Genomic DNA, 15,042 nt, shown 5'->3' with positions numbered 1-15,042 from the left:
CAGCACGCAGGCCCGGAATCCATAACCCACGATCGTGCGTATGGATTCCGGGCTCGCCCTTCGGGCGCCCCGGAATGACGGCCTCAAGTTGAGGCGTGCCCGGAATGACGAGGGGATAGAGACGTGCCCACCAGCATCAATCACCTCGCGCCGCCGACCGGCGGCATCGCCGACAACATTGCGGGCTTTGCGCGCGCGCTGCGCGCTGCGGGCCTGCCGGTCGGGCCGGGCGCCGTGATCGATGCCATGAGCGCGCTGGAAGCGATCGACATCGGCAAGCGCGCGGACGTCTTCACCACGCTCGAATCGATCTTCGTCAAGCGCCACGAGCATGCGCTGATCTTCGCCCAGGCCTTCGACCTGTTCTTCCGCCCAGCTGAAGAGTGGAAGTCGATGCTCGATTCGGTGCCGCTGCCGGATCACGCCAAGAAGAAGCCGCCGCCGGCCTCGCGTCGGGTCCAGGAGGCGATGTCGCAGCCGCAGACGCATGAGGAGCCGCAGGCGCAGGAGCAGGATCTGCGGCTCGCCGTGTCCGATCGCGAGGTGCTGCAGAAGAAGGACTTTGCGCAGATGAGCGCCGCCGAGATCGCCGAGGTCACGCGCGCGATCGCCAAGATGCGGCTGCCGCAGGCCGAGCTGAAGACGCGCCGCCACGCCACCGACCCGCGCGGCCACCGCATCGACATGCGCAAGACGTTGCGCCAGGCGCTGCGCACCGAGGGCGAGATCATCAACTTCCATCGCCTGGGGAGACTCGAGAAGCCGGCGCCGATCGTGGCGTTGCTCGACATTTCAGGCTCGATGAGCGAGTACACCCGCCTGTTCCTGCACTTCCTCCATGCCATCACCGACGCTCGCAAGCGCGTCTCGGTGTTCCTGTTCGGCACCCGCCTGACCAACGTGACGCGGGCGCTGCGGCAGCGCGATCCCGACGAAGCGCTGGCGAGTTGCACGGCCAATGTCGAGGACTGGGCCGGTGGCACGAGGATCGCGACCTCGCTGCAGACCTTCAACAAGCAATGGGCGCGGCGCGTCCTCGGGCAGGGCGCCATCGTGCTGCTGATCTCGGACGGGCTGGAGCGCGAGGCCGACAGCAAGCTCGCCTTCGAGATGGACCGGCTGCACCGCTCCTGCCGCCGGCTGATCTGGCTGAACCCGCTGCTGCGCTATTCCGGCTTCGAGGCCAAGGCGCAGGGCATCAAAACCATGCTGCCCCACGTTGACGAATTCCGCCCGGTACATAACTTGACGTCGATCGAGACGCTGATCTCGGCGCTGTCGTCGCCGCTGCCGCCGCATCAGCGCAGCGCGATCCGGCCCGCCGCCTGAGATCGTCCGAGAAGGGAGATTGCCATGCTCAACCGCGACGAAGACATCCTCAAGGCTGCCGAGGATTGGCACAAGACCGGTCACGGCGTGGCGCTCGCCACCGTGGTCGAGACCTGGGGCTCGGCGCCGCGGCCGGTCGGCTCCAACCTCGTGATCAACGACGACGGCACGTTCCTGGGCTCGGTGTCCGGCGGCTGCGTCGAGGGTGCTGTCGTCACCGAGGCGCTCGACGTGATCTCCAGCGGTCAGCCGAAGATGCTGGAGTTCGGCGTCGCCGACGAGACCGCCTGGAATGTCGGGCTGTCCTGCGGCGGCACCATCCGCGTGTTCGTCGAGAAGGTGGGCTGATCCATGCAGCTTTCGACCCTGGCCGAGCTGAACGCCGAGCGCGCCGCGCGCCGCCCGGCCATCCTCGTCACCGACGTCGCCTCCGGCGAGCAGCGCCTGGTCAAGGCCGCGGCGATCGCCACGGACCCGCTGCGCAACGAGCTGTCCACCCATCTGCGAATGGGCAAGAGCGGGATGGTCGAGGTGGCCGGCAAGCGGCTGTTCCTCAACGTCTACGCGCCGACGGCCAAGCTCGTCATCGTCGGCGCCGTCCACATCAGCCAGGCGCTGGCGCCGATCGCCAAGTCGCTCGGCTATGACGTCACCGTCGTCGATCCGCGCACGGCGTTCGCCAGCCCGGAGCGCTTCCCGGACGTGCCGCTGATCGCCGAATGGCCTGACGTGGCGCTGCCGCCCCTCAACGTCGATCACTACACGGCGTTCGTCGCGCTGACGCATGATCCGAAGATCGACGATCCGGCGCTGCTGCACGCCTTTTCGCGCGACTGCTTCTATATCGGCGCGCTGGGCTCGCGGAAGACGCATGCCAAGCGTCACGACCGGCTGCGCGCGCAGGGCGCCAGCGATGCCGACATCGCCCGCATCCATGCCCCGATCGGGCTGGCCATCGGCGCGGTGTCGCCGTCGGAGATCGCCGTCTCGATCATGGCCGAGATCACCGCCACCTTGCGGTTGCCGGCCAAGGAGAAAGAGCAGGCGGCATGAAGTTCGGTCCTGCCAGTCCGCGTGAGGCGATCGGCGGGGTGACCGTGCACACCCTGCGCAAGGGATCATTGGTGCTCAAGAAGGGTACCACGATCGGTCCCGCCGAGGTCGAGGCCCTGTCCAGGGAGGGCGTCAAGGAGATCGTGGTCGTCCGGCTCGAAGCCGGCGACGTCTCGGAGGACGAGGCCGCCGCCGACGTTGCCAAGGTCGTGGCCGGCGAGGGCATTCATGTCGATCGGGCCTTCACCGGACGGGCCAATCTGTTCGCGGCGCAGCCCGGCATTCTGATGGTCGATCGTGCCGCCGTCGACCGCATCAACGATGTCGACGAAGCCATCACCTTCGCGACCTTGCCGGCGTTCAAGCCGGTGGTCGAAGGCGAGATGGTCGGCACCGTCAAGCTGATCCCGTTCGGCGTCGAGGGCCGGCTGCGCGATGCCGCCGTGGCGGCCGCCGGCAAGGGCGCGCTCAGCGTCGCGCCGTATATGGTCAAGCGCGTCGGCGTGGTCTCGACCATCCTGCCCGGTCTGGCGTCGAAGGTCATCGACAAGACGCTGCGCGTCACCGCCGAGCGCCTGGCGCCGGCCGGGGCCAGCATCATCGCCGAACGCCGCGTGCCGCATGAGCAGGCCGCGCTGGCGGCTGCGATCAAGGAGCTGCTGGCGCACGGCGCCGAGCTCGTGATCGTGTTCGGCGCCTCGGCGATCGCCGATCGCCGTGACGTCATTCCCGCCGCGATCACCGGCATCGGCGGCGCGATCGAGCATTTCGGCATGCCGGTCGATCCGGGCAATCTGCTGCTGATCGGCCGTGCCGGCAACGTCCCGCTGCTCGGCGCGCCAGGCTGTGCGCGCTCGCCGGCGGAGAACGGCTTCGACTGGGTGCTGATGCGGCTCTTGGCGGGCATCAAGGTCACCCGCGCCGAACTGACGGCGATGGGCGTCGGTGGTCTGCTGATGGAGATCGTGACGCGTCCGCAACCGCGCGCCCAGCCAGAGGCGGAAGGCGAGCGCCACGTCGCCGCCATCGTCCTCGCCGCCGGGCGTTCGACCCGGATGGGCGGGCCGAACAAGCTGCTGGCTGAACTCGACGGCAGGAAGCTGGTGCGGATCGTCACCGAGCAGGCGCTGGCGTCGAAAGCCAGCGACATCATCGTCGTCACCGGCCACCAGGCGGAGCTAGTCGAGCAGGCGCTTTCCGACCTCAACGTCCGCTTCGTCCGCAATCCGGATTTCGCCGGCGGTCTTGCGAGCTCGGTGAAGGCCGGCATCGCCGCCGTGTCTGATCGCGCCGATGGCGCGGTCGTCTGCCTCGGTGATATGCCGATGGTGTCGGCCGACCTGCTCGACCGTCTGATCGCCGCCTTCGCGCCGGATCGCGGCAATTTGATCGTCGTCCCCGTGTCCGAAGGACGCCGTGGAAACCCGGTGCTGTGGTCGCGCCGCTTCTTCGCCGAGTTGATGACGCTCGACGGCGACGTCGGCGCGCGGCATCTGATCGCCAAGCACACCGAAGCCGTCGCCGAGGTGACGGTCGAGGGCGAGAGCGCGTTCCTCGACATCGACACGCCGCAGGCGCTGGAGGCTGCGCGGCGCGGGTGATGAGCGTCGTTTTGCGGCTGCGCGATCTCTCCGCGTCATCCCGGAACGGCGCCGGCGACACCTGATCTCAACCTCTCATTCACCAAGTTTCAACGACCCCCGGCTAGATTTGCCGACATTGGCCTCGGGGGAGGAGAGATGATCATTTCGACCGCCGCGCGACGTCTCGCGCTGTTTGCATTTGGATTGACCGTGCTCGTCGGCGCCGCGCGCCTTGCGAGCTACGACGCGATCAGCCCGGCGCATGCGGCCGGCGCCTTCGCCATCGGCCAGTGCGCCGCCTATGGCCAGGCCTTCGACTATCCGGCGGAGCATCTCGCCAAGGCTGCGGCGCTGAAGCAGTGCAAGGGCGAATGCACCGCGGTGACGATGAAGAAGGCGTGCGCCGCGTTCGCCGTCGATCTGACCAATCCGTGCGGCGCGCACGGCTACGCCGTCCGGCCGAAGATCTCCACCTCGCTCAACGAAGCGACCCGCGAATGCTACAAATATGGCGGCAAGGAATGCGTCATTCGCGCCTGGGTGTGCGACGCCAAGGGTTGATTGAAGCGCTGATCGAAGCCGGATGATTTGAGCGGCTATCGTCCAAGTTCCGCCCGCGCGTCGTTTCGATGCTTCACGCTCCGAATGGCTCGGCTATTCTGAGTATTCGTGGACATCGACGATGGAATTGACATGCAATTCGACACCAAGATCGCGCTGATCATCCGCAACGACCTCGAAGCCTGGCAGAAGCTGAACGCCGCGGCGTTTCTGTCCAGCGGCATCGCCGCGGCCTTTCCGGAATGCATCGGCACGCCCTATGAAGACGGATCGGCGACGAGCTATCACGCGCTGATCGGCCAGCCGATCCTGATCTACGGCGCACCGGACCGTGCTGCATTGGCACGTGCGCTGGATCGCGCGCTGTCGCGGAATGTGAAGCCCGCGCTCTACACCGAGGACATGTTCAAGACCACGCATGACGAAGCCAACCGCGCGGCGGTGAAGGCGGTCGCGCGTCCTGATCTCAATCTCGTCGGATTGGCGCTGCGCGCGGAGCGCAAGGTGGTCGACAAGATCGTCGACGGCTTGAAGTTTCATGCCTGAGATCGCAGCGTGAGATCTGCTGTCATGAATCTGTTACATGCTGCGTATCAAAGCAGCAGCAGCGTTTGACACCGATCAAGTCCGGAATAGATCTGCGTCGTTAGTTTGCGCCTCGATATGAGGAGCAGACAGATGCAGACCATGAAAGCCGCAATCGTCAAAGCCTTCGGCAAGCCGCTCGTCATCGAGGACGTTCCTGTTCCGGTGCCGGGGCCGGGCGAGCTTCTCGTCAAGCTCAAGGCCTGCGGCGTATGTCATACCGACCTTCACGCCGCCTCGGGCGACTGGCCGGTCAAGCCTGTGCCGCCGTTCATTCCCGGTCATGAAGCAGCCGGTGTCGTTGCCGCGCTCGGCGCCGGCGTCACCGATTTCAAGATCGGCGACGCGGTTGGTGTGGCGTGGCTGCACGATGCCTGTCTGCGCTGCGAATATTGCGAGACCGGCTGGGAGACGCTGTGCGAGCACCAGCACAATACCGGCTACAGCGTGAACGGCGGCTTCGCGGAGTATGTCATCGCCTCCGCGGCGTTCGCAGCGCGCCTGCCGGCCAACGTCAACTTCGCCAGCATTGCGCCGATCCTCTGCGCCGGCGTCACGACCTACAAGGGCCTGAAGGAAACCGACACGCGCCCCGGCGAGTGGGTCGTCATTTCCGGTGTCGGCGGGCTCGGCCATGTCGCGATCCAGTACGCGAAGGCGATGGGACTGAAGGCGATCGGTCTCGACATCGCCGAGGACAAGCTCAAGCTGGCGCTCGAGGCCGGCGCCGAGCACGCGGTGAACGCGCTCGACAAGGATGCGGTCGAGCGGGTCATCGCGCTCACCGGCGGCGGTGCGCATGGCGTGCTGGTGACCGCGGTGTCGACGCCGGCCTTCGCGCAGGCGCTGAAGATGGTCCGTCGCAGGGGCACCGTCAGCCTGGTCGGCCTGCCGCCGGGGGAATTCCCGACGCCGATCTTCGACGTCGTCCTGAAGCGCATCACCGTGCGCGGCTCGATCGTCGGCACCAGGCGCGATCTCGATGAGGCCGTCGCCTTTGCCGCGGAGGGCAAGGTCAAGGCCGAGGTGACCACCGCGCCACTGTCCGAGATCAACACCGTCTTCGAGCGCATGAAGGCCGGCAAGATCGACGGCCGCGTGGTGCTCGATTTCACGTAGGTTGCCCATGCAAGGCGGGCACCATCGCTCCGCGCGTCTGCCGCAAGATGGTGCGCGTCTCTCTCCACGCGTCATTCCGGGGCGCGCGTAGCGCGAGCCCGGAATCCATAGCCCCGACCGGCGTGTGGTGCGGGATGGCTGTGGCGCAGGTCTTCGTCACACCGACTCTCGTGGCTATGGATTCCGGGCTCGTCGCTTCGCGCCGCCCCGGAATGACGGCGGAGAGATCTCTGCGCGAGGCGTCCGCTGGGGGGGCAGATTATTGCGACGTACATCGTCTGGAGCCTCTTGACAATGACTGACTAGTCAGTCATTTATGGATCATGGAAAAAGCGGCGGCATCAAAAAAGGGCAGGGCCGGAGCGGCGAATTCCCCGGCGGTTTCGCGCCGGGCCGATCGGGCGGCCGAACGCCGTGCCGCGATCGTTGAAGCCGCGATGGACGAGTTCATCGCCCGCGGCTTTGCGGCCACCCGGCTCGACGACGTGGCGAAGCGCGCCGGTGTCGCCAAGGGCACGATCTATCTGCACTTCAAGGACAAGGAATCGATGTTCGAGGAATTGATCCGGACCGCGATCGTGCCGTTCGTCGGCCGACTGGCCGCGCCGTTGCCGCCGAGCGGCTCGGTGCGCGACCTCGTCGAGAATCTGGCGCGGATGTTCCTGCAGGAGATCGCCGGCACGCGGCGGGCCGACCTCGTGCGGCTCATCGTTGCCGAAGGACCGCGTTTCCCCGCGATTGCCGACTTCTACTACCGCGAGGTCGTGTCGCGCGGCCTCGCTGCCATGCGCGCGCTGATCCAGCTCGCCATCACCCGCGGCGAGATCCGCGAGCCCACGCTGGTGCAGTTTCCGCAGCTGATGGTCGCGCCGATGATGCTTGCGGTGCTCTGGAAGAGCCTGTTCGAGCGCCATGCGCCGCTCGATACGGAAGCGATGCTGCAGACGCATCTCGATCTGATCTTCGGCGCAAGGAGGCCGACATGAGCCTGCTGCATTGCCTCGCCGTGCTGGTCACGGCCTTCACCTTCGACGGCTGCAAGGACACCCGCGATCCCGGCTATCAGGGCTGGGTCGAGGCCGACATGATCTTCGTCAGTCCCGACGAGGCGGGACGCGTCACCAAGCTGAACGTGCATGAGGGCGAAGAGATCAAGGTTGGTGATCCCCTCTACGCCGTCGACGATGATCTGCAACAGGCCGATCTCAACCAGACCAAGGCGACGCTCGCCAATGCGCAGCAGACCTATGATCGTGCGGCGGCACTGAGCAAGACCGGGGCAGGGACGCAGGCAACGCTCGATTCGGCGGTGTCGGCGCTGCGCATCGCCGAGGCCCATGTCGTGACGTCGCAGACCCGCCTCGCGCGCCGCAAGGGCGTGGCGCCGGTCGCCGGCACCATCCAGCAGATCTACTTCCGCGAGGGCGAGATGGTCGCGGCGCAGCGGCCGGTGCTGTCGATCATGCCGCCGGGCAACATGAAGCTGCGCTTCTACGTGCCCGAGACGGATCTGCCCAAATTCGCGATCGGAGACGAGGTCAGGGTCACCTGCGACAACTGCGCCGCCGATCTCAGCGCGCGGGTCTATTTCCTCGCGACCACGGCGGAGTATACCCCGCCCGTCATCTACAGCCTCGATGAGCGCAACAAGCTCGTCTATCTGATCCAGGCGCGGCCCTCGCGTCCCGACGCGCTGCGCGTCGGTCAGCCCGTCAGCATCTATCCGAATCCCAAGACCCCGGTGGCGGACAAGCAATGACGGCGGCAGTGCCAGCCGAGATCGCGATCGACGTCAAGGGACTGTCCAAGTCCTTCGGCGGCCGCGAGGTCGTGCACGATCTGTCGATGCAGGTGCGGCGTGGCGCGATCTACGGCTTCCTCGGACCGAACGGCTCGGGCAAGACCACGACCATCCGCATGCTTTGCGGCCTGCTGACGCCCGACGGCGGCGAGGGCACCTGTCTCGGCTTCGACATTCGCCGCGACGCCGACAAGATCAAGCGCCGGGTCGGCTACATGACCCAGCGCTTCAGCCTCTACCAGGACCTGTCGGTGCGCGAAAATCTCGAATTCGTCGCGCGGCTCTACGGCATGCCGGATCCGCGAGCCGCCGCGCGCGACATGGTGCAGCGGCTCGGGCTTGCCGGACGCGAGCGGCAGCTGGCCGGCGAATTGTCGGGCGGCTGGAAGCAGCGCCTCGCGCTCGGCGCCTGCACCTTGCCGAACCCGCAACTGCTGCTGCTCGACGAACCCACCGCCGGCGTCGATCCGAAAGCGCGGCGCGACTTCTGGAACGAGATCCACGCGCTGGCGAGAGACGGGCTGACGGTGCTGGTCTCGACCCACTACATGGACGAAGCAGAGCGCTGTCACGAGATCGCCTATATCGCCTACGGCCATCTGCTGGCGCACGGCACCGTCTCCGAGGTCATCGCGCAATCGGCGCTTACCACCTACACGGTCAGCGGTGACGACCTGCGCGAGCTCACGACGTCGCTCACGGGCAAGCCGGGCGTCGACATGGTGGCGCCGTTCGGTACCAGCCTGCACGTCTCCGGCCGCGACGGCAGGGCACTGGATGCTGCGATTGCGCCCTGGCGCGACAGGCCTGACCTTCACTGGCAGCATGCTGCGCCCTCGCTCGAGGACGTCTTCATCGACCTGATGAACCGCTCGCGGGACAATTTCCAATGAGCGAAGCTCTCCACCACATCTCTCCTGAGCCGCGCTTCGGCTTCGGGCGCCGGACCTACGCGATGCTGGTCAAGGAGTTCATCCAGCTCCGCCGCGACCGGGTGTCGTTCGCGATGATCGTGATGCTTCCGGTGATGCAGCTGATGCTGTTCGGCTATGCCATCAACACCACGCCGCATCATCTGCCAGCGGCGGTGCTGCTGCAGGAGGACAGCGACCTCGGCCGCTCGATCCTGAAGGCGATGGAGAACACCGCCTATTTCCGCTTTACCCGCGAGGTCGACAACGTCGCCGAATTCGACGATCTGCTGCTGTCCGGCAAGGTGCTGTTCGGCGTCGAGATCCCGCGCGGCTTCGAGCGCGCGGTTCGCCGCGGCGACCGGCCGGCGCTGCTGGTGGCGGCCGATGCCACCGATCCGGTCGCGGCGTCCTCTGCGCTGTCCTCGCTCGGCATGATCGTGCAGACGGCGCTGTCGCACGATCTCTACACCGGCGATCCGGCCACGCCGCCGTTCGAGATCAGGGCGCATGCGCGCTACAATCCGGCCGCCTCGTCCCGGCTCAACATCGTGCCCGGTCTGGTCGGCACCATCCTAACCATGACGATGCTGATCTTCACGGCGCTCTCGGTTACACGGGAGATCGAGCGCGGCACCATGGAGAGCCTGCTGTCGATGCCGATCAAGCCGGTCGAGGTCATGCTCGGCAAGATCATTCCCTATGTGATGGTCGGCTTCCTGCAGGCCGCCATCATCATCGGCATCGGCGTGTTCCTGTTCGGCGTTCCCATCATGGGGAGCCTGTTGCTCCTGGCCGTCCTGTCGACCCTGTTCATCGCGGCCAACCTCTCGATCGGCTACACGTTCTCGACCCTGGCGCAGAACCAGCTGCAGGCCATGCAGCTGTCCATGATGTTCTTCCTGCCGAGCATCCTGCTGTCGGGCTTCATGTTTCCGTTCCTCGGCATGCCGCAATGGGCGCAGATCGTCGGCGAGTGCCTGCCGCTCACGCACTACCTGCGCATCGTCCGCGCCATCATGCTCAAGGGTTCGACGCTGCCGAACCTGCAGTACGATACGGTGGCTTTGTTCGGCCTGATGCTGTTCGCCATGACGGTGGCCGTCTTGCGCTTCCGCCGCACCCTCGATTGAGGCACAATGTCGGCGGCGTGGCAGATCGGCTGAGGCAAGATGCAGTTCGCGGGGGCTGGCAAGGGGAACGGCGCGGCGGCGGCGTCGGAGTTCAACAAAGCGCTGATGCGCCAGACGTTGAACACCGAGCTGCTGCGGGTCAAGGCGTTGATCGCGACGGCGGGGTTGTTCCTCGTCACCTCGGCGTTGGTCGAGATCATCGAACCGAGGATCTTGGAATGGATCTGGCCTAGCCGGGTCGGGGTCCTCAACGTCTACGTGATCATCGGCTGCTTCGTTGCTTTCGAGCTTCTGGTCCTGTCCAGAATCAAGGCCAACATCCGCCTCGGCGGTGATCCTCCCACGTTCCTGCGCTACGTCAGCGCGGTGATCGAGACGTCGATGCCTACCCTCGTGCTCATATTGCAGATCGAGGGCATCGGCCGCGACCGGGCCCTCGGCTTCGGCGCGCCGCTGGTCTATTTCATCTTCATCATCCTGTCGACCTTGCGTCTGGACTTCTGGTTGTCCAGCTTCACCGGTTTGGTCGCCGCAGCAGAATTGCTGATTGTGGCCCTGATGGACAGGCCGTCTGTCGACGTGAGCCAGAATCCGGAGATCTATTATCACGGCGAGCGCAGCTTCATCATCCTGCTGTGCGGGATCCTGGCCGGCGCCGTCAGCGTGCAGCTGCGGCGCCAGTTCGCTGCGAGCATCGAGGCCGCGTCCGCGCGCGATCGCGTGACCGATCTGTTCGGCCAACACGTCTCGCCGCAGGTGGTCGAACGGCTGATGAAGGAAGGGAGCGCAGAGCCACGCGACATCCGCGAGGTCGCGGTGATGTTCGTCGATTTCCGCGGCTTCACCGCTGCCTCGCGCTCCAAGGCGCCGCAGGAGATCGTCGATCGTCTCGACGGTGCGTTCGCCGTGCTGGTCGAGATTCTCGAGCGTCACGGCGGCATCGTGAACAAGTTTCTCGGCGACGGCTTCCTGGCGCTGTTCGGCGCCCCGTTCGAGTCTCGCGACGCGGCCGTGCATGCGGTGGCTGCGGCGCGCGAGATGGTGGCCGCCATGGAGCGCGTCAATGCGGCGTCGTCCTGGCCGCTCCGGCTCGGGATCGGTCTGCATCTCGGGGAGGTCGTCGCCGGCAGCATCGGCTCGCCGCGGCGCAAGGAATACACCGTCATCGGCGACACCGTGAACTTCGCCTCGCGGCTCGAGGCGCTCAACAAGGAGTTCGACTCGCAACTTCTGATATCGAGCGAGGTGCGCCACGCCGTGGGGGACGGGGCCCGCGATGCCGTTTTCCACGGCGAAGTGTCGGTGCGCGGATACGACCGGCCGTTCGAGGTCTGGCAATTGCAGTAGACCGTTCGTTCAGGATGGCGGGAGGCGATCGACCTGGGCGATTTACATTGGGCGAGAGCCGCGTTTAACTGCGCGCCAACGAACAGCAATTCAGGGGGAAATGCATGATCCGAACCAGGACCTCGTTGGTGGCTGGACTGAGCCTCGTCTGCGCAGTCACCGCCGGCTCCGCGCAAGCCGAGGAGGCGAGCTGCAGCCAGGTGACCGCCGAGGCGCTGAAGGTGCCGGGGCTCGTCCTGACCGGATCCAAGCTGCAGGAGGCCGCCGACGGGCTGCCGCGACACTGCATCCTCTCGGGCAAGGTCAACGAGCGCACCGGTGCCGACGGCCACGCCTACGCCATCCAGTTCGAGATCCGCTTGCCGGAGACCTGGAACGGTCGTTTCCTGCACCAGGTCAATGGCGGCAATGACGGCGTGGTGGTACCGGCGCTCGGCGACAAGGCCGATGGCCTCGTCAGCGGCGGCGTGACGCCGCTCGCCCGCGGCTTTGCCGTGCTGTCGTCGGATAGTGGCCACTCCGGCAATGACCCTGCCAACAAGCCGCGCGGTCTTGCGGCAGGCTCCGCCTTCGGCATGGATCCGCAGGCGCGCCGTGACTACGGCTACGCGGCCGACGTCACGCTGTCGCCGATCGCCAAGGCGATCATCTCGGCGCACTACGGCAAGAAGCCGGACTACTCCTATATTGCCGGCTGTTCGAATGGCGGCCGCCATACCATGGTCGCTGCCGAGCGCATGCCGGAGCAATATGACGGCTTCCTGGTCGGCAATCCCGGCTTCAACCTGCCGCGGGCCGCGGTCCAGCACGCCTGGGACGTTCAGGCGCTGACCAAGGCCGATGCCGACATCCGCAAATCGATCACGCGCGAGGACGCCAAGCTGATCTCGTCCAAGATCATCGAGGTCTGCGACGGCCTCGACGGCGCCAAGGACGGGCTGACGGCGAACCTCAAGGCCTGCCAGAAGGCGTTCAGCTTCGACAGCCTGCGCTGCGCGGCGGGCGCGACCGACGCGTGCCTGCCGGCTGCCAAGGTCGATGCGCTGAAGACGATCTTCGCCGGGCCCCGCAATTCGAAGGGCGAGCCGCTGTATTCCGATTGGCCCGCCGATGGCGGCGTCGGCACCGGCAATTGGCGGGCCTGGAAGGTCGAGAGCCCGGTGGCGCCCTGGAACAACCTTCCGATCATCGCCACCATGGGCGGCGCCTCGCTGAACTACATCTTCTCCACCCCGCCGGTGGAAGTCGAAGGCTCGCCCGACAAGCTGGTCGAGAAGCTTAAGGCCTTCGACTTCGACAAGGATGCGCCGAAGATCTACGCCAAGGACGGCACGTTCACGGAGTCGGCGATGGATTTCATGGCCCCGCCTGCGGTCGACAACCCGACCTTGCCGGCGTTCCAGAACGGCTCCCGCAAGATGCTGATCTATCACGGTCAGGCCGATCCGGTGTTCTCGGTGAACGACACGATCGACTGGTACGAGAAGCTCAACGCCAATGTGCAGGGCAAAGCTGATGGCTTCGCGCGCCTGTTTGCGTTGCCCGGCGAGACCCATTGCGGCGGCGGCATCACGCTGGAGAAGTTCGATGCGCTGGGCGCGCTGATGGACTGGGTCGAGAAGGGCAAGGCGCCGGAGGCGATCACGGCCTCGGTAAATGCTGCCAACAAGGAAGTGCCCGCGAACTGGACTCCGCAGCGCACCCGGCCGCTGTGCCCGTGGCCCAAATTCGCCAAATACGTCAGCGGCGACGTCGAGCAGGCCTCGTCGTTCACCTGCGCCGCGGAGTGACGCCTCAGACTTGAGGCGCGACCAGGTTCTCGACACGGACCTGGTCGCGCTTCTCGATGATCTCGGCGATCCATTGCCGGTGACAATGGGCGTGGTCGCGCTCGTAGCAGAGCAGGCACACCGGGCCGGCGCTCTTCACCAGTGACGCCAGCTCGTCCATCTGCTCCTTGGCCTGCGGCGTCTTCAGATGCGCGCTGTAGATCTTGTGCAGCGTATCGTAGTGGCCTCTGCGGGCCGCCTCGCGGCCTTCCTTCGGCGTGCCGAGGCCGCGCAGGTGGACATAGCCGATGCCGCGCTCGTCGAGCCCCGCGGCAAGCTGGCTCTTCGAAAAGCCCGGCCGGCGCGACGCCGCCACCGCGCGGACATCGACCAGCAGCTTGACACCGGCCGATTGCAGCTCGTCGAGCACGGCCTTGGCCGGCGTGTGCTCATAGCCGATGGTGAACAGCGTCGTGCTCTTGGTTTTGGCCATCATGACGCACCTCAGCTGACCCGTTCGATCAATTCCATGGCGCCGGCCGGCGCGCGCACCTTGCCCTCGTGGATGACGTAGGCGAACACGTCACGCGGCGTCTTCTTTGCGGATGTCTCATCAACCCGTGGCAGATCATCCGGTTCACCGCCGGCGGCCCACAGCTGCAGCCGCTTGGCCCAGGCGTCGAGCTGTTTTGGCGGATAGCAGGTCTTGAGCTCGTCGTTGCCCTTCTGCAATCGCGCATAGACGAAGTCGCCAGCGACGTCGGCGATCGCCGGATATTTGCCATGCTCGGCGTACACCACCGGCGTCGCGAACTCGCGCAGCAGCTTGACGAAGCCGGGCACGCAGAAACTGTCGTGCCGGACCTCGACGACGTGACGCAGCTTGCGGCCGTCGAGCTCGCGCGGCAGCAGCTCCAGGAACTTGCCGAAATCGGCCTCGTCGAACTTCTTGGTCGGCGCGAACTGCCACAGCACCGGGCCGAGCCGGTCGCCGAGTTCGAGCACGCCGGTGTCATAGAAGCGCTTCACGGAATCGCCGGCCTCGGCGAGCACGCGGCGATTGGTCGCGAAGCGCGGGCCCTTCAGCGAAAAGATGAAGCCGTCGGGCACCTCGCGGGCCCATTTGCGAAAACTCTCCGGCTTCTGCGAGCCGTAATAGGTACCGTTGATCTCGATCGAGGTCAGCTTGGAGGCGGCGTATTCGAGCTCCTTCGATTGCGGCAGCTTGTCCGGATAGAATACCCCGCGCCACGGCGCGAAGGTCCAGCCGCCGATGCCGATATAGATCTGGCTCTTGGATTGCGAGGCACGTGCAGGCGCTTTGCTCACCGGAAGTTCCGTTGCTGACGAGAGGTATTGGAGCGAGGACAGTAGTCAAATGCGGCAGTCCTGGCCAGTTGCCACGGTGTTGCGCTGCCGCTCTTCCAGCCGTCCCGGGCGTCGTGTATTCAGGACGCGGGCCGGGAAGGGGAGACATGGCAATGAGAGCGGAATCTGTCGGCGGCCTGCTGGGCGCAATCGTTGCGGCGGCCGTGCTTGCGTCGGCGTTCTATTTCGTTCCGGTCGGGCCGATGGCCGGCCATAGGCAGCCGGCCAAGGTCGAAGTGCCGCAGACCCCCGTGCAGACCGTTCCGGTCGCACCGGCGGTGCGGGGACCGGTGGTCCGTGAGGTTCCGAACTAGCCCAAGAAACTATCCCAACACGGGGAGCCTTGAATTCCGGCTGGGGCACCCCATCTGGGTAGGGACGGTGACGTCGAGCTTCATCGGCTCCGGCACCGAGACGACCACGGCAGAGCGGTTGCGCCGGATGTACGCGCGCCCTTTGTTTGTGGTCGTTGGCATTTTTGGG

General features: G+C 66.1%; 16 protein-coding genes. 14 read left to right on the top strand and 2 right to left on the bottom strand.

Annotated elements, in window-relative coordinates:
• The first annotated feature begins 123 nt into the window (after nt 1-123).
• The 13 genes from ACQR1I_RS12180 (at nt 124) to ACQR1I_RS12120 (ending at nt 13,212) form a co-directional block, all read left to right on the top strand.
• Nucleotides 124-1,329 carry a vWA domain-containing protein gene (locus ACQR1I_RS12180; protein ID WP_434864833.1) on the top strand — a complete coding sequence of 402 codons (1,206 nt, stop codon included), beginning with the start codon at nt 124-126 and terminating at the stop codon, nt 1,327-1,329.
• Between the two features lie 24 nt (nt 1,330-1,353).
• Nucleotides 1,354-1,677, top strand: coding sequence for an XdhC family protein (locus ACQR1I_RS12175; protein ID WP_434864832.1), 324 nt, complete (start codon nt 1,354-1,356; stop codon nt 1,675-1,677).
• Between the two features lie 3 nt (nt 1,678-1,680).
• A complete protein-coding gene (locus ACQR1I_RS12170; RefSeq protein WP_434864831.1) occupies nt 1,681-2,382 on the top strand; it encodes an XdhC family protein in 702 nt (233 codons plus the stop codon).
• Nucleotides 2,379-3,983 (top strand): NTP transferase domain-containing protein, encoded by a 1,605-nt coding sequence (locus tag ACQR1I_RS12165; RefSeq protein WP_434864830.1) that lies wholly within the window; start codon nt 2,379-2,381, stop codon nt 3,981-3,983. Before ACQR1I_RS12170 ends, ACQR1I_RS12165 begins: the two co-directional genes overlap by 4 nt.
• Nucleotides 3,984-4,121: 138 nt before the next feature.
• Nucleotides 4,122-4,526 (top strand): DUF4189 domain-containing protein, encoded by a 405-nt coding sequence (locus ACQR1I_RS12160; protein ID WP_434864829.1) that lies wholly within the window; start codon nt 4,122-4,124, stop codon nt 4,524-4,526.
• A 132-nt stretch (nt 4,527-4,658) separates the two neighbouring features.
• On the top strand, nt 4,659-5,072 hold the full coding sequence (locus ACQR1I_RS12155) for a DUF2000 family protein (RefSeq protein WP_434864828.1): 414 nt from the start codon (nt 4,659-4,661) through the stop codon (nt 5,070-5,072).
• A 132-nt stretch (nt 5,073-5,204) separates the two neighbouring features.
• On the top strand, nt 5,205-6,230 hold the full coding sequence (adhP, locus tag ACQR1I_RS12150) for an alcohol dehydrogenase AdhP (RefSeq protein WP_434864827.1): 1,026 nt from the start codon (nt 5,205-5,207) through the stop codon (nt 6,228-6,230).
• A gap of 323 nt (nt 6,231-6,553) precedes the next feature.
• Nucleotides 6,554-7,216, top strand: a complete 663-nt coding sequence (locus tag ACQR1I_RS12145; RefSeq protein ID WP_434864826.1) for a TetR/AcrR family transcriptional regulator — start codon at nt 6,554-6,556, stop codon at nt 7,214-7,216.
• Nucleotides 7,213-7,989, top strand: a complete 777-nt coding sequence (locus ACQR1I_RS12140; RefSeq protein WP_434864825.1) for an HlyD family secretion protein — start codon at nt 7,213-7,215, stop codon at nt 7,987-7,989. Before ACQR1I_RS12145 ends, ACQR1I_RS12140 begins: the two co-directional genes overlap by 4 nt.
• On the top strand, nt 7,986-8,924 hold the full coding sequence (locus tag ACQR1I_RS12135) for an ABC transporter ATP-binding protein (protein ID WP_434864824.1): 939 nt from the start codon (nt 7,986-7,988) through the stop codon (nt 8,922-8,924). The genes ACQR1I_RS12140 and ACQR1I_RS12135 overlap by 4 nt, the downstream gene beginning before the upstream one ends.
• On the top strand, nt 8,921-10,075 hold the full coding sequence (locus ACQR1I_RS12130) for an ABC transporter permease (protein ID WP_434864823.1): 1,155 nt from the start codon (nt 8,921-8,923) through the stop codon (nt 10,073-10,075). The genes ACQR1I_RS12135 and ACQR1I_RS12130 overlap by 4 nt, the downstream gene beginning before the upstream one ends.
• A 39-nt stretch (nt 10,076-10,114) precedes the next feature.
• Nucleotides 10,115-11,422, top strand: coding sequence for an adenylate/guanylate cyclase domain-containing protein (locus ACQR1I_RS12125; protein WP_434864822.1), 1,308 nt, complete (start codon nt 10,115-10,117; stop codon nt 11,420-11,422).
• 104 nt (nt 11,423-11,526) lie between these two features.
• Entirely contained in the window at nt 11,527-13,212 is a 1,686-nt protein-coding gene (locus ACQR1I_RS12120; RefSeq protein ID WP_434864821.1) for a tannase/feruloyl esterase family alpha/beta hydrolase, read from the top strand.
• Nucleotides 13,213-13,216: 4 nt separating this feature from the next.
• Here ACQR1I_RS12120 and ACQR1I_RS12115 read toward each other — a convergent pair whose 3' ends face one another.
• Both ACQR1I_RS12115 and ACQR1I_RS12110 read right to left on the bottom strand, forming a co-directional pair.
• A complete protein-coding gene (locus ACQR1I_RS12115) occupies nt 13,217-13,684 on the bottom strand; it encodes a DUF488 domain-containing protein (protein WP_434865128.1) in 468 nt (155 codons plus the stop codon).
• Between the two features lie 11 nt (nt 13,685-13,695).
• Nucleotides 13,696-14,520, bottom strand: coding sequence for a DUF72 domain-containing protein (locus tag ACQR1I_RS12110; RefSeq protein WP_434864820.1), 825 nt, complete (start codon nt 14,518-14,520; stop codon nt 13,696-13,698).
• A gap of 152 nt (nt 14,521-14,672) precedes the next feature.
• Here ACQR1I_RS12110 and ACQR1I_RS12105 point away from each other — a divergent pair, with 152 nt between their 5' ends.
• A complete protein-coding gene (locus ACQR1I_RS12105; RefSeq protein ID WP_434864819.1) occupies nt 14,673-14,873 on the top strand; it encodes a hypothetical protein in 201 nt (66 codons plus the stop codon).
• Nucleotides 14,874-15,042 lie beyond the last annotated feature (169 nt).

This window comes from Bradyrhizobium sp. HKCCYLS2038 (genome assembly GCF_051167655.1).
Taxonomy (GTDB): Bacteria; Pseudomonadota; Alphaproteobacteria; order Rhizobiales; family Xanthobacteraceae; genus Bradyrhizobium.
Note: the sequence above shows the minus strand (reverse complement) of the source record. Positions and strands in the feature narration are given on the sequence as shown.